At 72.4% G+C, this 22,940-nt stretch carries 10 protein-coding genes; 2 read left to right on the top strand and 8 right to left on the bottom strand.

What is annotated here, in order from left to right; translation table 11 throughout:
* Nucleotides 1-101: 101 nt before the first annotated feature.
* A complete protein-coding gene (locus Pla133_RS05835) occupies nt 102-3,404 on the bottom strand; it encodes a transglutaminase family protein (protein ID WP_145063422.1) in 3,303 nt (1,100 codons plus the stop codon).
* 92 nt (nt 3,405-3,496) lie between these two features.
* Here Pla133_RS05835 and glsA point away from each other — a divergent pair, with 92 nt between their 5' ends.
* Nucleotides 3,497-5,407 carry a glutaminase A gene (gene glsA / locus Pla133_RS05830; protein ID WP_419192170.1) on the top strand — a complete coding sequence of 637 codons (1,911 nt, stop codon included), beginning with the start codon at nt 3,497-3,499 and terminating at the stop codon, nt 5,405-5,407.
* Nucleotides 5,408-5,692: 285 nt separating this feature from the next.
* Entirely contained in the window at nt 5,693-6,127 is a 435-nt protein-coding gene (locus tag Pla133_RS05825) for a hypothetical protein (RefSeq protein WP_145063418.1), read from the top strand.
* A 23-nt stretch (nt 6,128-6,150) separates the two neighbouring features.
* Here the strand turns inward: Pla133_RS05825 and Pla133_RS05820 are convergent, their stop codons facing one another.
* The 7 genes from Pla133_RS05820 to Pla133_RS05790 are packed head-to-tail and all read right to left on the bottom strand — an operon-like array spanning nt 6,151 to nt 22,560.
* A complete protein-coding gene (locus Pla133_RS05820) occupies nt 6,151-12,699 on the bottom strand; it encodes a tetratricopeptide repeat protein (RefSeq protein WP_145063416.1) in 6,549 nt (2,182 codons plus the stop codon).
* On the bottom strand, nt 12,696-15,212 hold the full coding sequence (locus tag Pla133_RS05815; protein ID WP_145063414.1) for a VWA domain-containing protein: 2,517 nt from the start codon (nt 15,210-15,212) through the stop codon (nt 12,696-12,698). Before Pla133_RS05815 ends, Pla133_RS05820 begins: the two co-directional genes overlap by 4 nt.
* A gap of 2 nt (nt 15,213-15,214) precedes the next feature.
* Nucleotides 15,215-16,927 (bottom strand): VWA domain-containing protein, encoded by a 1,713-nt coding sequence (locus Pla133_RS05810; RefSeq protein WP_145063412.1) that lies wholly within the window; start codon nt 16,925-16,927, stop codon nt 15,215-15,217.
* Nucleotides 16,924-17,829, bottom strand: coding sequence for a DUF58 domain-containing protein (locus Pla133_RS05805; RefSeq protein WP_145063410.1), 906 nt, complete (start codon nt 17,827-17,829; stop codon nt 16,924-16,926). Before Pla133_RS05805 ends, Pla133_RS05810 begins: the two co-directional genes overlap by 4 nt.
* On the bottom strand, nt 17,826-18,851 hold the full coding sequence (locus tag Pla133_RS05800) for an AAA family ATPase (protein WP_145063408.1): 1,026 nt from the start codon (nt 18,849-18,851) through the stop codon (nt 17,826-17,828). The genes Pla133_RS05805 and Pla133_RS05800 overlap by 4 nt, the downstream gene beginning before the upstream one ends.
* The gene (locus Pla133_RS05795; protein WP_145063406.1) at nt 18,848-20,341 is read right to left on the bottom strand and encodes a hypothetical protein; all 1,494 of its coding nucleotides are present in this window, start codon (nt 20,339-20,341) and stop codon (nt 18,848-18,850) included. The genes Pla133_RS05800 and Pla133_RS05795 overlap by 4 nt, the downstream gene beginning before the upstream one ends.
* Complete coding sequence (locus tag Pla133_RS05790) at nt 20,338-22,560, bottom strand: tetratricopeptide repeat protein (RefSeq protein WP_145063404.1); 2,223 nt, start codon at nt 22,558-22,560, stop codon at nt 20,338-20,340. The genes Pla133_RS05795 and Pla133_RS05790 overlap by 4 nt, the downstream gene beginning before the upstream one ends.
* Nucleotides 22,561-22,940 lie beyond the last annotated feature (380 nt).

The raw sequence follows: 22,940 nt of genomic DNA, 5'->3' as shown, positions 1-22,940 counted from the left end.
GAGAGAAGCGGGCTCCCCCGCGGCTGGCCCCAGCGCAGATCCGCCCCGGTTAGAGCCGGCGCAGATCCATCCCGGTTAGAGCCGGCGCAGATCCATCCCGGCTAGAGCCGGCGCAGATCCAACGTCAGCGGGAACTCGGCGCTCGGCTCCAGATCGACGGGCTCGAACGGCCCCGGCGTGTGCCCGTTGGCGAAGAAGCGCTCGCGGCGGCGCGTCTCGGCCTCGAGGTGGTTGACCGGCGGCTCCTCGTGGTGGCGTCCGCCCGGGTGGCTGACGTGGTAGGTGCAGCCGGCCACCGCGCGGCCGGACCAGCGATCGACCAGGTCGAACACCAGCGGCGCGTGCACGTCGATCGTCGGGTGCAGACAGCGCGGCGGCCGCCAGGCGCGGAAGCGGACTCCGGCGACGAACTCGCCGGGAGATCCGGTCGAGTGCAGGGGCACGCGCACGCCGTTGCAGGCCACGTCGTAGCGGCTCTCGTCGAAGCCCGTGACCCGCACCTGCACGCGCTCCACCGAGGAGTCCACGTAGCGCACGGTGCCGCCGCCACCGGGATCCTCGCCGGTCACGTTCCAGGGCTCCTGGGCGATCCGCAGCTCGAGCTCGGTCCGATCCCACTGCACCGCGCCGATGCGCGGGAAGCGGAACTCGAAGTGCGGACGGAACCACTCGGGGTCGAGGCGGCGGTCCCCCTCGGAGACCTCGGCCAACAGGTCCAAGAGGTCGCGCCAGCAGAACCAGGGCAACAGGAACCGCTCGTGCAGGGCTGTACCCCAGCGACGCAGGGGCGCGCGATAGGGCCGGTCCCAGAAGCGAGCGATGATCGCGCGCAGGAGCAGCTGTTGGGCCAGGCTCATGCGCCCGTGGGCCGGCATCTCGAAGCAGCGGAACTCCACCAGACCCAGCCGGCCGCTGCTGCTGTCGGGGGAGTAGAGCTTGTCGATGCAGACCTCGGAGCGGTGGGTGTTGCCCGAGGAGTCCACCAACAGGTCGCGGAAGATGCGATCGACGATCCAGGGCGAGATCGGCCCCTCTTCGGGCACCTGGGCGAAGGCGATCTCCAGCTCGTAGATGCCGTCCGCCCGACTCTCGTCGATGCGCGGCGCCTGGCTGGTCGGCCCCACGAACAGGCTCGAGAAGAGGTAGCTGAGCGACGGGTGGTTGTTCCAGAAGCCCAGGATCGAGCGCAGGAGGTGCGGCCGCCGCAGGAAGGGGCTGTCGGCCGCCGTCACGCCGCCCATCACCACGTGGTTGCCACCGCCGGTGCCGACGACGCGCCCGTCGACCATGAACTTGTCCGTGCCCAGGCGGTTCTGGCGCGCCTCTTCGTAGAGCTCGGTGGTGATCGAGACCAGCTCGTCCCAGCTCGCCGCCGGTTGCACGTTGACCTCGATCACGCCGGGGTCGGGCGTGACCTTGAACACGCGCAGGCGCGGATCGGCGGGCGGCTCGTAGCCCTCGACGATGACCGGTTGCTCGAGCTCCGCGGCCGTCTCCTCGATCGAGGCGAGGAGGTCCACGTAGTCCTCGAGGGTGTGTGTCGGCGGCAGGAAGACGTGCACCCGCCCGCCCCGCGACTCCACCGTCAGGGCCGAGCGGATCTCGCCCGGGACGGCGGTGCCGCGGCCGTGGGTCTCGGGCTCCGGCTGCTTGCCGGGCTCCAGCGGCTCCAGGTGCGCCGACACCCGCAGCTGGCCCAGGGCCTCGCGCGGCGGCAGGGGTTGGCGCGGCTCCAGGGGATCGGGGATCGCGGGCACGGGCCGCTTCGACGGGGGCGTCCAGGGCAGCGAGCCCAGGGGCAGGCGCAGGCCCACCGGCGAGTCGCCCGGCGCCAGCAGCACGCGCTGGGCGCGCAGCATCCACAGCTCGCTGCGCCAGACCATGCCGTCGCCGCGGGCCACGCGCTCGATCGGCAGTACCCACCCCACCGGCACCGAGAGGCCCCGGTCGAAGGTGCGCCGCATGCGCTCGCGCTCCTCCGGGTCTTCGAGGCGCTTGTCGCCGGGCTCGAGGTTGATCGGCAACTTGCCCTCGCGCCAGGCAAAGTAGATCGGGTCCTCGTAGGCGGGGATCACGTGGTCGACCTCGGCGCCCAGGCGCGCGGCGAGGGCGCGGGCGAACTCCCCCGCCTCGTCGGCGCCGGCGGCGCCCGCGTCGTCGGGCGCGGCCAGCCAGCGCAGGTCCTTCCACAGCGGCTCGCCGTCGGTGCGCCAGTAGCAGGCCAGGGCCCAGCGCGGCAGGGACTCGCCCGGGTACCACTTGCCCTGTCCGTAGTGCAGGGCGCCGCCGGGGGACCAGCGCTCGCGCAGGCGGCGCACCAGCTCCTCGGACAGGAAGCGCTTGCGATCGCCGAGGGCGTCGGTGGTCCACTCCTCGCCGACGTAGTCGTCGATCGAGACGAAGGTCGGCTCGCCACCCTGGGTCAGGCGCACGTCGCCGCGCTCCAGCTCGCGGTCGACCGCCGCCCCGCACTCGAGGATCTGCTCCCAGGTCTCCTCGGAGTAGGGGCGCGTGTGCCGCGGGCTCTCGGCGATGCGCTCGACGGTCATCACGATCTCGAACTCGACCTCGCACTCGTCGAGGGCGCCGCTGATCGGAGCTGCGTCCTCGGGCTCGGCGCTGCAGGCCAGGGGGATGTGCCCCTCGCCCGCCATCAGGCCGCAGGTCCCGTCGAGACCGATCCAGCCGGCGCCGGGCAGGTAGACCTCGACCCAGGCGTGCAGGTCGACGATGTCGGCGCTGACACCCGAGGGCCCGTCCAGGGACTTGATGTCGGGGGCCAACTGCACCGAGTAGCCCGAGGCGAAGCGCGCCGCGAAGCCCAGGCGCCGCAGCAGATGCACCTGCAGCCAGGCGAAGTCCCGGCAGGCGCCGCGGCCCAGCTCGAGGGTCTCCTCCGGCGTCTGCAGGTTCTGCTCGTAGCGCAGCACGTAACTCAGGTCCGCGTTGACCTGCTGGTTGAAGCCGACGATGAAGTCGATCGTCTTGACCTCGGCCCGGTCGAACTTGGCCAGGTAGCGCTCGAAGCGCTCGCCCTGGGGCCCCGACTTCAGGTACGGCACGAGCTGCTGCGCCAGGCCCTCGTCGTACTCGATGGGATAGGTCTCGGCCGCGGGCTCCAGGAAGAAGTCGAAGGGGTTGACCACCTCCAACTCCGCCACCAGGTCGACCTCGAGCTCCAAGTGTCGCGTCTTGTCCGGAAAGACCAGGCGCGCTTGGTAGTTGCTCTGGGGGTCCTGCTGCCAGTTGATGAAGTGCTTGGCCGGCTCCGCCCGCAACGAGTACGAGAGGATCGGCGTCCGACAGTGCGGTGCCGGCCGGAGCCGCACCACCTGCGGCCCGAGTCGGATCGAGCGGTCGTAGCGGTAGACCGTCTTGTGGTTGATTGCGACTCGGATTCCCATCAGGGCCGCAGCTTAGACGAGTTCCCGCAGATTCACCAAGCGACGCTGCGCCCGCATGGCGCCGGACCGGACCGATGGCGACAATCGGCGCCATGGACGACCAGCTCGACGGACTGCGCGCCCTCCTGGCCCAGGTCCACCGGAACCACGCGGGAGCCGCCGGGGGTGCGCCCGCCGCCTACATCCCGGAACTGGCTGCCGTGGACCCGGAGCTGTTCGCCGTCGCGGCCTGCTCCGTGGACGGACCGGCTGCGAGCGCGGGCGACGAGGCCCACGCCTTCACCCTGCAATCCCTCTCCAAGCCCTTCTTGTATGGCTGGGCCCTGGACCAACTCGGAGAAGGAGTGGTCCACGCCCACGTTGGCGTGGAACCCACGGGCCAGGCCTTCGACTCGATGATCCGCCTCGAGCAGGACAGCCACCTGCCCCACAACCCGATGGTCAACGCCGGGGCCATAGCCGTCACCGGCCTGCTGCTGGAGGCCGGAGCGGACCTGGCGGGCCTCCTGACCTTCCTCGGCACCTGCGCCGGACGCGGCCCCCTGGGAGTGGACGTGCCGGTCTGGCTCTCGGAGCGGGAACACGGGCACCGCAACCGAGCCATCGCCCACCTCCTGCGCTACTTCGGCGTGCTGACCGCCCCCGTCGACGCCACCCTCGACCTCTACTTTCGCCAGTGCGCGACGCTCGTCGACGTGCGCGAGCTAGCGGTCATGGCCGGGACCCTCGCCAACCACGGCCGCTGCCCCACCACCGGGGTCCAGGCCCTCTCGCCCGAGGCCAACCAGCGCGTCCTGGCGGTCATGTCTACCTGCGGTCTCTACGACGCCATGGGCCGCTTCCTGTTCGACCTCGGCGTGCCGGCCAAGAGCGGCGTCAGCGGCGGTCTGATCGCCGTGGCCTCCGGCCGCCTGGGCCTGGCGGCCTTCTCGCCGCCGATCGACGCGGCGGGCACCAGCCTGCGCGCCCGCGCCGCCCTGGCCGAACTGGACGAGCGCCTCGGCCTGCACGTCTTCGGGCCGCGCAGCGCCGCCTACCACCCGACCGACGAGGCCGCGGACCTGGAGCGGGCCATCGACGACGCCCTCGAACAGGTGCCCCACGTCGCGGGGCGCGGGACGGTGGCGAGCTACGCGGCACCGCTGGCGCGCGTCGACCCCGAGCGCTGCGGCGTCGCGATCTGCACCGTCGACGGCACCGTCGTCGCGCGCGGCGACTCCGCGGAGCGCTTCTCGATGCAAGCCACGGCCAACGCCTTCGCCTACGCGCGCACCACCGAGCTGCTCGGTCGAGAGGCGGTCCACGCCCGCGTCGGGGTCGAACCCAGCGGCAACCCGTTCCACGCGGTGCAGCTCGACCAGCGCAGCGGGCGCCCCTTCAACCCCCTGGGCAATGCCGGTGCCATCACCGTGGCCGGCCTGGCCCCCGGCGCTGACGAGGCCTCCCGGCTGCGGGGCCTGCTCGAGTTCCTCTCCAGCGCGGCCGGCGAGCGAGTCGGGGTCGACGCCGAGCTGCTCGACGCCGAGTGGACGGCCGGCGATCGCAACCGCGCCATCGCCGCCCTGCTGCGCGCGGCAGGCTGCGTCGACGACGAAGAGGCTGCCTTGCAGCTCTACCTCCAGCAGTGCTGCGTGACAGTCGACTGCGTTCGGCTGGCGCGCATGGGCGCGCTGCTCGCAGCCGGCGGTCGCCCGGCCCCCGGCGTGACGCCCCTGCTCAGCCAGCGCGCCGTGCGCGACACGCTCAGCGTGATGTACACCTGCGGCCTCCACGACGGGTCTGGTGAATTCGCCTGGAGCGTCGGCATCCCCGCCAAGTCCGGCGTCTCGGGAGCGATCGTCGCCGTGGTGCCGGGACGCATGGGGATCGCCGTCTGGTCGCCGCCGGTCGACCATCGTGGGACGAGCGTGCGCGGAAAACGGCTGCTCGAGCACCTTTCCGCGTCGCTGCGTTTGGGTGTCTTCGCGGGGCCGGCCCTGGGGGCGACGGTCCGGCCGCAGTAGAGGTCTCGCGCGCCTGGGAGGATCGCCCGCCCGCGGCGGGCCCGCCGCGAGGCGCGCGTCTCCAGAGAAGTGATCCCGAGAGCGCTCGCCGACACCGCAGCAGATGGGACTGCGGCGGGCGCCGGGGGTGCCCGAGGTCGACAATGTCGCAATTGTCCCGCGAGGCGAGAACGCGCCCACCGAAGGCCGGATCCCGCTTCAGCGCGGGGGCCTGATGGCCGAAGCGGGAAGGGCTGCGGAACCGGAGCGGAGAGATTCCACCTGCCCTGACCGAGGAGACCGACCGTGACAGAGACCCACGAGGACCTGAGCGACGAATTCTGGGAGCGCTTGATCGACGAGCGAGCCCTCAGCCCGGAGCTGGCGCAGGACTACCGCACGCGGAGCCAGTCCCCCCAGTGGCTGCCCCTGGGCTCGGTACTCATCCGTCGCGGCAACCTTCGGATGGAGCAACTCGTCGGCCTGCTCGCGATCCAGAAGCGCGAGCCCTTCACGCGACTCGGCGACCTGGCCGTGCGCGAGGGCTACTGCACCGCCGACGAGGTTGCGGCCGCGCTACAGTTCCAGCGCTCCATCAATCCCGGCCCGATCGACCTGGTACTGCGCGAAGAGGGCCTGACCGACCCAGTGAGCCGGGCGCTTGTCGGCTACGCCAAGTACCTCGAGGCCGAGGTCATGCGACTCCGCGAGTCAGTACCCCAGGGCCAGGTAGGCCCCTGATCGAGGAGGTCAGCGCCTCCCTCTCAGTCGTCCTCGAGTGCCTCGAGTTCCTCGCGGGCCGACTCGGCTGCCGCCCGGGCCCCGCGCCAGCGCGCCAGCGCTGCTTCGTCACCGGCAGCTTCGGCGGCCGCCAGCAGGGAATCGAGCAGGGCCGGCATGCGGGTGTCGTCCGCGATCGTCTCGGCCGCTGCCAGGGCCGCCTCGGGTCCCTCCCGCTCGAGGATGCGGGCGATGACCTCCGGGATCCGCTGCACGTGGAGGCGGCGGTCCTCCAGCAAGCGGCGCTCGCGGGTATCGGCCTCGTCCGTCCTGCCCAGGAGTCGCAGGGCGTCGATGGTCCACAGCTCCAACGCAAAGGGCGCGCCCTCCCGGACTGCCAGGCGCTCGACCAGGGCCGCGGCCTCGTCCGACTGACCCAGTGCGTCGAGGCGCAGGGCGATCAAGTAGAGGGACTGGAGCACCGGAAGCTCGTTGACCCGGTCCTCGTCGAGCCACTGTTCGAGGGTGGTAGCGCACATCCGCAGCCAACGCAGAGCATCCGGAACCGCCGCCAAGTCGCTCGGAAAGAGCCGGCGCATGTCGCCCGTGGACAGGTAGCCCGGCTGCTCGGGATCGGTGCGGTACCAGCTCTCTTCGGGCTGGGCCACGAGCTCGGGATCGAGCTTGGCGATGCCCACCTCCAGCGCCTCCAGGGCGGGCTCCAGCTCGCCCGCACCGAGGTAGATCGCCGCGGCTCGGACCGCGACGGTGCGGCGCAGGCCCGTGGAGAGGTCCCGCGCTCGATCGCAGATCGCTCGGGTGCGCGCCAGGGCCTGATCGGCGTCGACCGTTTCAGCCCAGGTGTTCAGCACGAGCAGCTCGAAGCTCTCACGCAACCAGGGATAGTCCCCGGGCTGCGCGTAGGCCAGGGCCGCCTCGATCAGCTCGATCCGGTCCTCGCCGTCGAAGAGCTCCTTGGCCTCGGCCACCAGTTCATTGACCGACACGGACGAGCTGACGTCGTCGCCGATGACCACCATGCGGCCGCCCCCGGCGTCGGCTCGGACGGCGCACCAGCGGTACAAGCCCAGGGCCTCCCGGGCGCGACCTGCGCGCACCAACACGCGCGCCAGGCGACGCACCTGGGCCACGTCCTGGGGGTTCAGGGTCCGCACCAGGGACGAGACCACGTCGCCGGCCTGCGCCGCCACGTCGGGCCGCTCGTCGAGCGCGGCCAGGAGCTGGATCATCTCGCCCTTGCGCGCGGCCCCCGACCTCATGCGCACGAGCAGGGCCGCCAGGGTCTCGTCCTCGCCCACGGTCCGGCACTTCGCCGCCAACAGACCCTCGAACAGGGGCTGCAGAGAGTCGAGTTCACGCGGCTGCCGCGTGCGCAGGAAGCGCTCCATCTCGCTCACCAGGACGTCGCTCTCGGCCATCACCTCGTAGGCCGTGGGCAGGGGATCGTCCTGCTCTTCGGTCTCGCCCGTGGCCTCGGCGACCTCCTTCTCGAGCGCCTTGCGCTCCGACTCGAGGAAAGCGTCCAGGCCACCGCGCGAGGGCGCCTCCTCGGCGTCGGGCTCCTTTGGGTCGTGGGGCCAGGAGAGCGATGCCATGGGCGACCTGCCGAAGAAGGCGAAGCGATCGGCGGTCTCGCCCACGAGGAAACTGCGCCACAGACGTCGCAGCACGACCCGGGCTTCCTGCTCGTCGCCCGCATCGAGCGCCTCCTTCACGTCCTCGATCGTCTTGGGCAGCCCCTTGGCCGTCTCGCCGCCGCGATAGGCCACGCCGTTGATGAAGTAGGTCACCCCGGGCGGGATCACGATCCCGAAGGGGTTGTCGGTGTTCTCGTCCGTGCCGCCGAGTGCTTCCACCTCGAGCCTCGCGGCCAGCTCGCGCTCGGGCTGTTGCAGCGCGGCCCAGCCGTCGGCCACGCGCACCCAGACCTGCTTGCGGTCGTCGTCTCCTTCGGTCAACCGGGCGATCCGCTCCTGCAACTCCAAGGCTCGGGCCCGACGCCCCTCCCCGTTGAACCGACTCATCTGGCGCCGCAGCAGGGGGAGGTCCTCCGGGTAGGCCTCGAGCGCCTGGCCCAACAGCTCGTCCGCACGCTCGTCCTCGTCGGCGCCCTGGTAGAGCTCGATGCGCGCGAGGGCCACCTCGGCCGAGGCGCCGTCCTCGTCCTCGCGCCCGTCCAGGGCCGCGGCGAAGACGTCCAGGGCCTCGGGCAGGAACTCCTCCGCGAGCCGCGTCCGCGCGCGATTCACGTAGTAGTCGCCGGACTCGTCGCGGCCCAGGGCAACCCAGGTCCGCGCGGCGCGCTCGGTCGCCCCTTCGATGCCGAGGGCGTGCTCCTGGATCACGATCACGGCCTTGACCGCCTCGTTGGTCGGGTACTCCGCCGCGAACGCCTCGGCCATCGCGAGCACGACCTCGCGGTTGCGCTCGACCTCGAGCATGTCCGAGATCGAGTAGGTGATGTAGTCCTCGGCGTCCTCCAACGAGGCCGCGAAGGCGTCCGTGGCGAAGGCGCCCAACTCGTCACCCAGGTCCGACTGGAACTCGGCCACGAGATCGACCAGCAGCGTGGCGCGGTTGGTCTTCTCGATCCGGTCCCAGATGCCGCGCAGGGCCCCGGCGCGCTCCGCGGAGGGCAGCAGCTCGAGCACGGGGCCCAGGCCCCAGGCGTAGCGCTCGCCGTAGCCGTCGAGCAGGGACAGCACCTCCTCCTGGTCGACGATCGGCTCGTCGAAGCGCCCAGCCAGCTTCGGCAGCAGTGTCACCAACTGGGCGTTGTGCTCGACGTCCTCGAGCACCAGGGAAACGAAGTAGCGGTACAGGGACCGCTCCGAGTCGCCGTTCAGTGCCGCGCCGATCTGGTCCAGGGTGGACTCGAGGTAGTAGGACGAGCGGTTCTGGGACAACTGCGCGCGCAGCCACTCGCGCCCGATCCGCAGCAGCAGACCGTCGTCACCCAACAGACGCGCCGCTGCGAACAACACGGTCAAGTGACCGAGCTCGGCGGACTCGACCTTGCGCAGATCGGCGCGACGCACCAGCGTCGACAACTCGTCGGTGCGGCCCTCCATCACCAGCGGCAGGATCCGCCGGCTGGCCTCGGCCACGGGGACCGGGCCGCTCGCCTCGGCCTCGAACTCTTCTCCCACCTTGACCAAGAGCGCCCGCCGCTGCTCCTCGCTGCGGTCACTGGCCTCGATCAACTCGCGCGCGGAATCGCCGAGCCCCCACCGGAGCCGTTCACGCACCAGGGCCTCGATCAGGTCGTCGTCGCCGGCGAAGGCCGCAACCAGTTCGCGATCGAAGTCGTCGGCCAGGCCCAGTCGCCCGGCCGCCAGGGCCGCGCGGCGATGGAACGCCGCGCGCGACTCCAGGCGCGGGAACTCCGACAGCAGCGGCATGTCCCGCTGGCCATCCCCATCGGCGGCCTCGTCACCCGCTGCGGCGTCCATGTCCGCGCGCTGGGCCAGGGCCTCGGGCAGCTCGACACGGAAGGCGGCGACCTGCTCGGCCAACAGCTCCAGATAGGGCCCGCCGTCCTCGACGGTCGACAACAGGCCGAGCAGCACCCGCTCGTAGTGCTGGCCGAAGTCGTCCAGGTTGCGGGGTGCCCAGGCGTAGGGGTCCTTCTCGGCCTCGCTCTTCTTCGTCGCCCCGCTGACCAGCGTGCGCCGGCGCAGGAGCAGGTCCATGGCGCGGCCGTAGAGCTTCGCCGCCTCCCCGTCCTCGCCCAACTGCTCGTGGAGCTCGCCCACCTTGACCAACAGGGACACGTCCCCGGGCTGGGTGGCGAGGACCGACTCGTAGGTCGAGGTGGAACGCTCGATGTAGCCGGCCTCCTCGAAGCGACCCGCCGCCTGACGCTGGTACAGGACGCCGTCGGGTAGGTCGCGCGTCAGGTCGAAGGTGCGCGCCGCGCTGTCCTCGTCCTGCGCCTCGAGGAAGGCCGCCCCCAGGTCCAGGTAGACCTGCGGCGGCACGGCTTCGGCCAGACCGACCAGGCGCCGACCGTAGGCCAGGTGCCGCTCCGGCTGGGCCTCGCGACCCTCGACCCCGAAGGTCGCCACCTGCTCGGCGCACAGGTCCATCAGCTCGCGCAGGATCGAGCCCCGCCGCGGGCCCGACGAGGCCAGGGAGTTCTCCAGGGCGATCAGGTGACCCTCGTGGTCCCCGCTCTCCTGTGCCAGGTCGGCCAGGAGCTGGTAGAGGTAGGCCTTGTCGTGGCGCGTGGCCAGGCGCTCGAGCGTCACCCGCCGGGCCCACTGCAGGACCTTCGGACGCGGCGGTGCCTCGACCAAGAGGTTCAGGATGCCGTCGATGGCGATCGTGAACAGGTCGTCGCCGTCCGCCGTCTCTGCCAGGTACTGGAACATGCCGAAGGCCAGGTCACTCTGGCCCAGCTCCTTCATCAGCCCGGACATCAACAGGTAGCCGTCGATGCGCTCGGGATGGGCCGCGAGCCCGCGGCGGTAGGCGGCGATCGCCTCGGCCCGCATCCCCGAGAGGGCCAACACGCCGGCCTCGAACTCCACCGACGAGGCCTCGCTGTCGAGGCTCGCCAGCCGCGTCAGCACCGCGCGCGCCTCGTCCGGACGGCCCCGTTCCAGCTGGCTCATGGCGAGCTGCTGCAAGTAGTCGGCCTCGCCCTCGGGGTCGATCTCGATCAAGCGGCGGACGGCCCGCTCGTAGTGGTAGTAGTCGTTGCAGCTCAGGTAGACGCGCGCCTTCTCCGTCAGCGACTGCAACTCCGCCCCGCCCGAGCGCCGCATGTACTCCTCGATCACTTCGGCCGCGGAGACCGCGTCCCCGACCTTGGTGTAGATCCGCACGAGCAGGCCGCTGTCGCGCTCGCTGGCCGTGCCCTCGAGCAGCTTCTCCTCGAGCTCGACCACGATGTCGGCCAGGGAGCCGAGGCGCGCGGCCACGGTCATCATGCGGTCCTCGACGTAGCGCCGCCTGGGAACCGACTGCACGCGTTCCCACAGCTCGCGCCAGGCCACCAGCGCCTGTTCCTCTTCGCCAACCTCCGACAGGAGCCAGGCCAGGCGCATTTCCACGTCCTCGCCGGCCTCGCCCGGGGGCCGGGCCGCCACCAGGTCGCCCAGGATCGCCACGGCCCGGGCCTTGTCGCCCAGGCGTTCGTGGGCTTCGGCCAACTGCATCCGCACCGCGGCGTCGGGAGCGGCGATCGCGTCGAGCCGCTCGAGGCTCGCCCGGGCCTGGTCCAAACGCCCGCCAACGCGGTGCAGATCGAACAGGAACAGGAGCGCCGCGTGGACGTCGTCGCCCTCTTCCACGGCACTCTCGGCGCTGCGCTCGGCCAGGTCGTCGAGGCCGATGTCGCGCAGCACCTGCGCGCCGAGCAGCCGGGACCCTGCGCCCAGATCCCCGAGCCAGTCCTCCCAGACCGCCACCGCCGCCGCCCGGTCACCGCGCTCGAGGAAGGTCTGGGCCAGCCCCTCGCGCCACACGGTCGAGCGCGGGTCGAGGGCGATGCGCTCGCGGTAGGCCGCGATCATCTGCTCCTCGCGCCCGGCCTCGCGGTACATCTCGAGCAGGGACCGGCGCTCGTCGTCGGTGAACGCTTCGGCACCGCCCTCGGTCGACACAATGGCGATGGCCTGGTCCCAGGCCCCGGTCTCGCGCAACAGCTCGATCCAGACCTCGCGCGCCTCGGACGACAGGTCGTCCTGCCCCGCGTCGAAGCGCGCCACCAGGGCCTCGAGGGTTCCGTCGGCCCGATGGGCCTCGGTCAACAGGGTCAGGGCGTAGCGGCGCTCGCGCGCGACGTTGGCCAGGTCCACCGCTTCCCAGGCCGCCGTCTCGGCGCGCTGCAGGTCGCCCGCGCGCAGGGCCCACTCCGCCACGCGCAACTGGCCCCGGGCCCGCTCCTTCTCGTCGCCCGCCACCACGTAGAGCTCGATCGCGTCCGCCGGCCGACCCAACAGCGCCAGCACGATCGCCGCGCGGTTGACCAGGTCGACCGAACGCCCCTCCTCGCGCGCGAAGCTCGAAAGGGCGTCGCGACCGCCCTCGTCGTCCTGCTCCATGCTCATCAGGGCCATGCGAACCAGGAGCCGGGTGGTCAGCTCCGGATCGTCCAGCTCGGACACCAACTCGCCGTAGGCCTCGAGCGCGGCCTCGGTGCGACCCTGGGCGTCCAAGAGGCGCGCCCGGGCGAAGCGCGCGTCGTTGTCGGTCAGACCCAGCGCGTTCTCGTCGTCGACCAGGACCTCGAAACGCTCGAGGGCATGGTCCAGCTCCCCGTGCCGCCAGGCCAGGTAACCGTCGAGCCGCAGCGCCGCCCGGCGCCGCTCACCTTCGACCGCGCCGTCGAGCAGCTCGTCGAGGCGCCTCGCGAGGGGCTCGAGTTCACCGTGCTCGACCATGCAGGCCACGTACAGGTCTTCGACGTCCGCCTGCGTTCCGGCGTCGAGCGCCGACTGCAACAGCGACTCGACTTGGGCATCCAGGGGCTCGCCCCAGACTCCCGAGGTGCTGGCCCGGGGCGCGCCGCAGATCGAGATGGCGGCCAGGGCCGTCGCCAGCAGAGTCGACAGGATGGACTTCATGGGGTCACGACCGCGGTCAGGCGCGGACGCCGCCGGACCAGGACATCGGCGAGGTAGACGAAGAGGGCCGCGAGGGCCGCCGCGAGCCACAGGCGGCGCAGCCCGAGCGGACGCTCGCCGCCGCCCAGGGGTGAGGTGGAGCCGACTGCGCTCGCGTCGCGCAGACGACCGCCGGTCCGCTCCACCAACTCGACCAGGCGCGAGTCGACGCGCGGGTCGACCAGTCGTTCGAAGGACGGATCGGCCAGGGGCGCGTGGGCCAGGCGCGTGCGCGGACCGACGCCGCCGGCCGCCCCGGCAACGACCTGCGTCGGCTCGCGGGCCGCCGGTAGCCAACGCGCCTCGAAGCGATCGGGCGCGACCCGTGCGAAGGCGAGCGCGCGGGGCTGGGCTCCGGGCAACGGGGCGCCAGAAAACTCCGCCTCGGGCAACAACTCGGCTGCCCCGCGCCGCTCAGCCACCAGGACCAACTCGTCCGCGTCCGCCATCAGCTCGAACACGAAGGGCGCGGCGGTGTCGGAAGCCGTGCGCGCGAGGGTCCGCGCCAGCAGCGGGCCGTAGCCGTCCCAGTCGCGCCAGGGTTCGGTGCCCGGGCCCGTGGGTTCGGTCGTCAAGGCGCTCACCCGACCCAAGCCGTAACGCCAGGACGCGAGCAGCGGGTGGGCCTCGTCGGTGGTCTCGATCACGCGCTCGGCGCCCGGCCGCGCGCGGGTCTCGACGTAGCCGGCCAGGGGCGGAAGCCCGGCGGGATCCACGTCGCCCCACCAGCCGCGACCGCCGCGCCCGGTGACCGACACGATCCCGGGCCGGTAGGCGGGCAACTTCGCGCTGGCCGGCTGCTTGAGCAGGATCTCCGGCAGGTTGAAGCGGTTGGGCACCGAGTAGAAGCGGCCCTTGCCCCAGTTGGCGATGTTGACCAGGAACTCCGAGTGGGCGTCGGGACCGATCAGCACGGTCGACACGTTCATGCCGTCGTCGGCCATGCGCCGCAACAGCGGCTCGAAGGCTCCGGATTCCACGCCGCCGTCGGTCAGGATCAGCACGTGCTTGTAGCGCGTGCGCACGTTCTTCAGGCCGTAGTAGGCCTCTTCGATGGCCGGCAGGATCACGGTTCCGCCCCCGGCATTGAGGCGATTGAGGGCGCGCTCGAGCTCGATCGAGTTGGAGGCCGGTTGGATCGGCGCCGCCCAGCGCTTGGCCCCGTAGAACTCGACGATGCCGACCTTGTCGTGGGGCAAGAGGCGCCGGATAGCCAGGCGCGCGACCTCCTTGGCGAGTTGCACGCGTTCGCCGCCCATGGAACCGGAGGTGTCGAGGATCACGACCAGGGTCGTGCTGGGATCGCGCTTCTCCTCCTTCTGGACGAACTCCACGGGCAGGAGCGCCTCGAGCGGCTGCTCGTGGTAGCCGCCCGGTCCGAAGGCCGCCTCGCCGCCCGCTGCCAGGAGGCCCAGGCCGCGGTTGACCACGCCCTCGCTCAGGGAGCGTTGCAGCTCCTCCGACAGGCGCGCGGCCGGGCGATCGTCGAGCAGCACCAGGTCGGTCTCGCCGAAGGCGTCGGGACCGAGGTCGTCGCCGCCGTCACGCACGTCGAAGCCGGGGCCGACCAGGCGCGCCAGCTCGCCCGCGCCGCCGCGGACGCGCTCGCCCAGGTAGAGCACGCGCAGGGGGTCCTGCACGGCCACCGTGGTGGCCAGGCGCTCGTCCCCGCCGCGCGGGTCGACGCCCTCGAGCACCTCGACCTCGAGCACCAACTCGACGAACCCCGCGGCGCGCGGCTCGAACTCGAAGGCGACCTCGATCGCGCCGTCGACGACCGTCGGACCCGAGCGCGCCAGCTCGCCGGCGCCGTCGCTCAAGCGGCAGTCCACGACCTGTCCACCGCCCACCAGCCGCGCCAGCACCCGCGCGGTGGATCCGACCCGCGCCTCGCCGTCCAGCGCGAGACCCACCGGTCGCAGGTCGCCGGACGCTCCCTCGAGGCGGACCCAATCGAGCGGCAGGCCGCGTTGGCGCAGCTCCTCCGCCGCACGCGCGCCGTCCGCGTCCGTGGCCAGGCCGTCGCTGAGGACGGTCAGGCGGCCCGCGGCACCGATCGGCACGGCCCGCGCGCCGATGGCGATGGCCTCGCCCAGGGGACTCGACTCCGAAGTGGCGAGCAACAGGTGGCGCACACCCTCGGGGAGTTCCAACGCTTCACGGCCGGAGCCGGGGAGCTCGATCAGGGTCACGCGCTCGCCGTCGGCGACCGCGAGCGCCGACACGAGCCAGCGCCGCGCGGTCTGGTCCGCGTCGGGCGTGACGCTCGCGCTGCGGTCCCACACGATCACGCGGTGGGACGCACCGGAGGCGACCACCTGCACCGGTCGCGCGAGGGCCACCGCCAGGAGCACGATCAACACCGAGCGCACGCCGGCGTGGAGGCGGTCGCGAGTGCGCAGGGGGCCGATCCACGGCACGAGGGCGAGGAGCGCGACCAGGCCGAAGCCGGGCTGGAGCCACTGGACGTCCATGGTCAGGGCATCCTCCCCCGCCGCACCAGCCACCACTCGAGCGCGGTCAGCGCCAGGGCGAGCAGCAGGATCCAGGTCACCGCGTCGAAGCCGTCGGGCGCGGTGACGACCCCGGCCAGGTCGGCGGGCTGCAACGAGGTCGCACTCTGGTCGAACAGGGAGACCGCGTGGGTAGAGCCGTCCGCGAGTTGCAGTTCGCCGGCCACGGCGGGCACCGGCGCGAGCTGCCAGGTGAGCTGCGGTCGCGGGTCGGCGAGCCTGCGCGGCAGGGGCCGGTCCGCGGCGAGGTAGGGCAGGAAGGGGTCCTGGTCTGCGAGCCAACGCACCGACCGCGCGACCAGCACCGGAAAGGCGCGGCTCTCCACGAGATCGAAGCGCTCCGGATCGAGCAGCTCCTCCCACAGGGCTACCTGCCGCTCCGGCCCCGGGCGGGCGCCGACGCTGATCGCGCGGCCGGCGCGGCTCGCGAGTTCGGTGGCGTCGATGCGGTCGAGGCCGAGCTCACCCAGGGCCGCGCGCAGGGCCGCGCCCGAGTCGAGCCCCTCGCGGTGGGTCAGAAGAATTGCCTCCTCCTGGAGCTCCGAGCTGGCCAGCACCAGGGCCGGCCCGTCCACCTCGCCGTCGCCCCGCACCACGCGCAGGTCCGACGCCGCGCCCGGTGCGACCAACAGCACCGCGTCGTCGGCGGCGAGCACCGCGGCAATCGCCTCCAGCCCCGGATCGACGTCGACCCGGATGCGCGGACGGCGCGGCAGGTCCAGGCGCGCCACGTCGTCCAGGGGCGTGGCGTCGCCGGACCCCAGGCGCAACTCGAGCCGACCGCCGTCGGCCGGCAGATCGCGCAGCAGCAACTGCGAGCGGTCCGGGGCCGCGCTGCTTCGATCCATCGAGCCGTGCAACCCGTCGCCGGCGACCAGGGCCACGCCGTCCAGGCTCGCGCTCAGCTCGGCGCCAGGGGCGCCTTCGCCCGCGAGCTCCACCAGAACGTCGACGCGGGTCCACGTACCCGAAGCCGCGGGCGACACGCCCAGGGCGACGATGCCGACTCCCGCGCCGGCGACGGCCGGCAACTCGGCGCGGCGCACCTCGATCTGCCCGGGCAGGCGCTCGATCAGGTCGGCGGCCACCGGTCCGTCGCCCACCACGACTACCGTTCGTCCAAGCTCGTCCTGGGCTTCGACCGCCACTTGGCGCAGCGCGCGTTCGATGCTCGCGGGGGCCGCCTCCGGAGCCAAACCGTCCATTCGACGCTCGAGCAGCGCGCCCGCCTCCCCCGCCGCCAGCAGGGTGCGCGGACTGGCGCCGCACCAGACGACATCGGTGCGCTCGCGCGGCAACTGCGCCGCGATCTCGAGCGCCGCCGCCCGCGCCCGGTCGAAGCGCGCGCCGCCGTCCGCGTCGACGAGGGCCATCCCCGCGCTGCCGTCGAGCAGCACGGTGTAGTGGCGTCCGACGTCATCCAACAGCCGCGGCGCGGCCACCGCGAACCACAACAGGCCCGCGATCGCGAGGGCCAAGAGGTAGGCCCAGGGGTGCCGGAAGCGCTCGGTCAGGACCCGCGCGCGCGATTCTTCGACCGCCTCGCGCCAGAAGAGCGTCGTCACCACGGGCAGCTCCTCGTGGCGCACGCGCAGTCGCTGCAGCGCGAACAGGACAGCGGCCAGGCCGAGCAGGCCCAGACCGAAGGCCAGGGGACCGAGGGTGGTCAGGTTCAAACCGTGAACCTCCCCTGCTCGAAGAGCTCGGCCAGTTGGGGCACGATTTGGCGCTCGACGTCGACTGCCAGGAGGCCCGCGCCCCGGCTGCGGGCGAAGCTCTGCAGGCCGTCGGCGAAGCGGTCGTAGGCGTCGCGGTAGCGCTCGAGCACGGCCGGCGTGACCGACACGTCCTGCACCTCGGCGGTCTCGCAGTCGACCAGGCGCAGGTCGCCGTCCATCGCCGCGGGCGTGCGGTCAGTGCCCCGCACCAGTTGCACCAACAGCAGTCGGTGGCGCACGCCGCGCAGGGCTTCGGTCACCGCCGCCAGTCCGCCGGGGTCGAAGAAGTCGGAGATCACCACCGCCAGGCCCTCGCGCAGGCCGAGGGCGCCGAAGCGCGACAGGCTGCGGCGCAGATCGGTGACGCCGCCACGCTCGACCTCGGTCAGACGGTCCGCCAGGTTGTAGAGGCGCGCCTTGCCGGCCTGGGGCCGCAGCAGGGTGGCCACGTCGTCCGAGAAGGGGAACAGCCCCACCGAGTCGTGGTGGCCGAGGCTGATCGCGCCCAGGGCCAGGGCGCACTGCAACCCGGCGCGCACCCGCGGCGGGTCTTCCAGCCACAGGCTGCGCGACACGTCCGGCAGCAGGTAGACCGGCAGGTCCTCGAGCTCCTCGAACAGGCGCAGGAAGACTCGGCCGAGCCTGCGGTAGACGGTCCAATCGATGGCGCGCAGGTCGTCGCCGGCCACGTAGGGGCGGTAGTCCTGGAACTCGAGGCCGTGTCCGCGGTCGCGCGAGCGCTGCTCGGCGAAGCGACCACGGGGGGCCACGCGCCTGGCGATCACGCGCAGGTGCTGGACGGACTCGAGGAAGTCGGCGTCGAACAGTCCGTCGAGCGCCGGCTCGGAGGCCGCCTTCACCGAGCGGCCTCCTGGGGCGCTTGCACGGTCTTCAACACTTCGTCGACGACCGAGTCGGCGGTGACGCCCTCGGCCCGGGCTTGGAAGCCGAGCAGCACCCGGTGGCGCAACACGGCCGGCGCCACCGCGCGGATGTCCTCGCAGGCCACGGCGAAGCGCCCGGCGAGCAGGGCGCGCACCTTGGCCCCCAGAAGCAGGGCCTGGGCGCCGCGCGGGCTCGAGCCCAGGGTCACGAACTGGTTGACGATGCCGGGCGCGTAGTCGCTGCCCGGTTGCGTCGCCATCACCAGGCGCACCGCGAAGGTGCGCGCGTGCTCGGGCACCGGCACCTGGCGCGCGGTGTGGCGCAGCTTGCGAACCTCCGCCGCCGACGACACGTTCTGGAGCTCGACCTGCACGTCGCCCGTGGTGCGGTCGAGGATCGCGCCGTACTCGTCCTCGCGCGGGTAGCCGACGATCAGCTTGAACAGGAAGCGGTCGAGCTGCGCCTCAGGCAGTGGGTACGTGCCCTCCTGCTCCACCGGGTTCTGGGTGGCCATCACGCAGAAGGGCTCCTCCAGGACGATCGTGCGCTTGCCCACGGTGACCTGGCGTTCTTGCATGGCCTCGAGCAGGGCCGACTGGGTCTTGGGCGTGGCGCGGTTGATCTCGTCGGCCAGCACCAGGTGCGCGACGATCGGACCCTCCTCGAACTGCAGCTCGTGGCCGCCGCCCTCGCCCTCCACCAGCACCGACGTGCCGCGCACGTCCGCGGGCATCATGTCGGGCGTGAACTGGATGCGCGAGAAGGAGAGGTCCACCGCGCGACCGAGGGACGAGACCAACATGGTCTTGCCCAGGCCGGGCACGCCCTCGAGCAGCACGTGACCGCCGGCCAACAGCGCCGTGAGCACACCGTCGACCACGTCGTCCTGGCCGACCATGACCCGCCCGACCTCGGCCTTGATGCGGCCGAAGACCTCGCGGAACTCGGCCGCCGCTCCGTGGGCCAGCTCGGCGCCGCCCTGTAGTGAATCGCTCATGGAGTTCCTTCGTGGCTTCTCAAGGTGAGGAAGTAGGCGCGCACCAGGTCGCGCAGGGCCGGCTCGAGGTCCGGTGAGGAGAGGCGCCCCGCGGGGCCGCGGCGCGGCGTGCGCGCGCTGGCTTCGATCGCGACGGCCTCTTCGCCCTCGGGTTCGATGCGCTCTTGGGTGATCTTGGTAGGCCCGGGACCGGGGCGTCCCTTGACGCGATCGGGGATCGGCACGCCCAACACCAACGACGCGACCCCGCGGGACTTCTTGGGCTGGGACGGCCCGCCGCGCCCGTTGGCGTCGGGGTTGGCGCGGTTGCCGAAGCCGATCTGCAGGTCGCGGCTGACGGGCGGACGGCGGTCGCGCAGGTTGGGCTGGACACCGCCGCGCGACTCCTGCTCCTCCTCGTCGTCGGCCGTGTCCTCGTCGTCGTCGATGTCCTGGTCGTCCTCGTTGGTGACCTGGTCGCGGCTGCGCCAGTCGGAGGCCGTGGGGTTCTTGTTGGAGCCCTTCGAAGCGCCGCGGCCGGCGGTGGCGCCGGATTCGTCGTCCTCCTTGCTCTCGGGGGGCTCGGGCGCTTCTTCGGGCTCGGGACGCTTGGCCTGGGAGGGCTTGGCCTCGAGCTTGCGCTCGCTGGGCTTCGAGGCCTGGCCCTGGGTCGAGGGCGCGCTGCGCGATTGGCTGGCGGAGCTCGACGACAGGGCACCCGCCGAGCGGCCGGCGCCGCTCTTGCCGGCGGACTCCTTGACCACGTCGGAGAGCTCGGGCGTGGGCGCGCTCGCTGGGCGTTCACCGGCGCGGCTCTCGCGCGGACGGGGCGGATCCGTGGGACGCTCGTCCTCCGGGGCCACGGCGCGCTCGGGCTCGTCCTGGACGGGCTCGTCGGCCGGAGTCAGGGCGGGCCCGGCCGCGGCCGCGACGACCTCCTCGGTTTGCAGGCCACCGGCAGACGTCACCGGGCGCGCGGCCAGCCACAGGAAGGCAGCGAGTGCGACGGCGCCCAGAGCCCCGCAACCCGCGGCCCGTCTCGCGACGTTCCAAGGACGCACTTCGAGCACCACCGCTTGGGCCAGTGCCCGCGCCAGGTGCGCGGCCGCATCGGCGATGGCCGCGCGCTCGAAGGGACCGGAGCGACCCGAGCGCAGGAACTCGTCGGCGGTGACCAGGCGGTCCTTCAGGCCCAACTGGCGATCCACCTGGCCCAGCGCCTGGTCACGCTGCACGGGCCGCGTCCAGGCGCGGGCCGACGCCGTCGCAGCGGCGACAAGCGGCAGGGCGAGGGCCGTCAACACCACGATCGCCGGCGGGACCCAATCCGGTGCCACGCCCGACTGCCAACGCAGGGCGGCGACCCCGGCCGCGATCGCCGGCACCACGGCGATCAGGGGCAAGGATCGACGCAGGCCCTCGTGCAGGCCCTCGCGCGAGGCGGCCGAGCGCATCGCCGCGGTGGCGCGCGCGGCGAGCTGGTCGAGGTCGCGACTCGGATCGCCGCTCAACGCAGCTCCTCGGGCAGGCTCGGCTCGGCCTGGGCCGCGCCCAGGACGGCGCCGCTCGAGCGGCGGAAGACGAAGGCCACCACGCGCGCCTGGCGCGGGTCGATCTGGGTCGAGATCGGCGTGGCCGAGCCGAGGCCCTCCGCCTCGAGCTGTTCGAGGAAGTCCTCCTGGCGCTGGGCCAGCTCGTCGAAGGAGACGTCGAAGTCCACGTCCATCACGCCGCCCTCAGGCGTGAAGGGCAGGCCCAGGTCGTCGCCGGTGAGCGCCGCCCGCGCGACGCAGCGGTGCACGACTACCGTGCTCTTGCCCGGGAAGAGCACGCCCTTCTCGGCCACCACGACCTGCACCACGAGGTCGTCGAGCTCGGGTCCGGTGACCGTGACGGTGCCGCGCAGGCGCCCGTCCAGGACCTCGGCTCCGATCTCGAAGCGGAAGTCGGTGGGTTGGGTCAGCCGCGCGAGGGCCAGCTCGCGGCAGCTCTGGTAGACCGCCTCGGCCTGGCGCCAGCGGGCGGCGCCGGGGCCGCGCACGCCCCCGTCGAAGACGTGCACCACGGGATCGCCCACGCCCAACAACTCCGCCCGCGCCCGCGCCAGGGAGGTGCACAGGGGGTCGGGCTGGGGCGAGGGCAGGTGGTGCGATAGGAACACCACGTACTCGGGGTCGAAGTGGCTGATCAGGCCCTCGTTGCCGAGGGCTCCGCCGATCGCGCCAGCGGTCTCGTCGCCCAGGTAGGCGTTGGTGAAGTACTCGCACAGGACCGTGCGTTGCGCGGGGTGCTCGAGGTCCGGCTCGAAGCGCGAGGCCGCGCCGAAGTTGCGCACCTTGCCCGCTATCATGCGCTCGATCGTGTCGACCGAGAGGGCCTCGCCATCCTCCAGCAGCGGCTGTACCCGCCCCAGGGCCTCGATCGCCTCCGCGCCGGTCTCCGGCCGGATCACGGCCTGCACGTAGCGCGAGAAGGCCCGTTGGTTGCGACCCTCGAGCTCGTAGAAGCGACCCAGGTCGTAGTTGATGCGGCCGTCCTCGGGCAGGCCAAAGGCCGCCGACAAGAGGTGGCGCCAGGCGTCGCGGCGCTCGCCCCGCTCGATCAAGGTGCGACCCAGTCGTCCGTGCACCTCGTGCACCGCGTTGGGGTAGCGGTCGTCGCGGCCGCTCTCGACGCCGAGGGCGCCGGCCGCGAGCACCACCTCGTCCTCGCCCAGGTCACTCATCTCGACCATCAGGTCGAGCATGCGCGTGGTGCGCAGGTCCTCGGGTGTCGTCTCGAAGATCCACTTCACGGCGGCGGCGATCTCGTCTCCGTCACCGCCGAAGTCGAGGGTCAGGTCGAGCAGCAGCTTGGCCGCCTCGGGCGCGAGCCGGGCGCCTTCGAACTCGTTGAGGAACGCGATCAGGGGCCCGGTCTCCTCGGCGGCGCGCGCGCGGAAGAAGGCCCGGTCCGCTTCGATCGAGGCCGGCACCGCGGGAGCCGTGCGCTCGATGCGGGCGGTGCGCCGCACCCGGTCCACTTCGACCTTCAGGTGCTCGAGGGCGTTGATTCCGAGCACGCCCGCGACTCCGTCCGGGTGCACCTCGACCACGTCCTCCGGCCGCAGGGCCACGTACTCGCACAGGTCGATGTTGCCCACGCGCAGGGCGCCGATGTCGCCCGCCGGCGCGCCGCGCTGCTCGGCGACGACGCGGTCGATCAGCGTGTCGTACAGACCCGTACCGATCGCCATCGCGCCCGGACTGCCGTCCCCGAAGCGCACCGACAGCCAGGCGCGGTCGTTGATCAGCGAGATCGGGACGGTCACCGACCCGTCGCCGTCGATCACCGGGCCGGAGGGCGGGGCCTGGGCCGAACCGGGCGGCGCCAGGTCGAGGCGGCCGGCGGCCAGGTCGAAAGTGACCTTCCACGGCTCCAGCAGCTCGGCGCCGATCGAGCCCACCAGGGCGTTCTCGCCCAGCTCGATCGAGTGGTACTTGGTGAAGTCCTCGTACAGGTCTTCGTCACCGAGCTCGCGACGCGGGACGGACAGGTCGAAGTCGGGGAAGTGCAGCGTCAGGGGCACGGCCTGCCCGTCGGCGGTCTCGGCGCGCAGGCCCGCGGCGGCGCGGTTGTGGAGTTGCAGCCCGTGCAGCCCCTCGTACTCGACCAGCAGGTTGACCGGCAGGCGGTTCGTGGGTGACGAGATGTCGCAGGAGACGATCAAGCGCCCCGCGACGACCTGCACCGGGATCGAACCTCCGAGGGCTCCGCTCGGGACCTGGGCGCTCCCGGGAGCGGCGGCTCGAGCGCTTCGGCCCGCAGCCGCAACGCACAGGACGAGACTCGCGACGCGTGCTCCCCGCGCCAGCCGTCTGGCGACTGGCTCCGACATTGCCCCCATGGATGCTTCGGCTGACGGTACTTCGGCGGACGGGTCTACGACGAACGGTGCTTCGACGGGCGGTGCTGCGAGCAGAGGCGCAGTGGCCCCCCGGCACCTTCGGCTGGTGTCCTGGATCAGAAATTCGGCGTCACTTCCCGGAGGTCCGATCGACGCTGGCTCGGCGCAACGACGCCAGCGGCGATCGGAGCCCGGGAAGTGACGCCGAATTTCGGATCCAGGAC

It is taken from the genome of Engelhardtia mirabilis (assembly GCF_007748095.1).
Lineage (GTDB): Bacteria > Planctomycetota > UBA1135 > UBA1135.
This window is presented reverse-complemented; position numbering and strand designations above follow the sequence as displayed.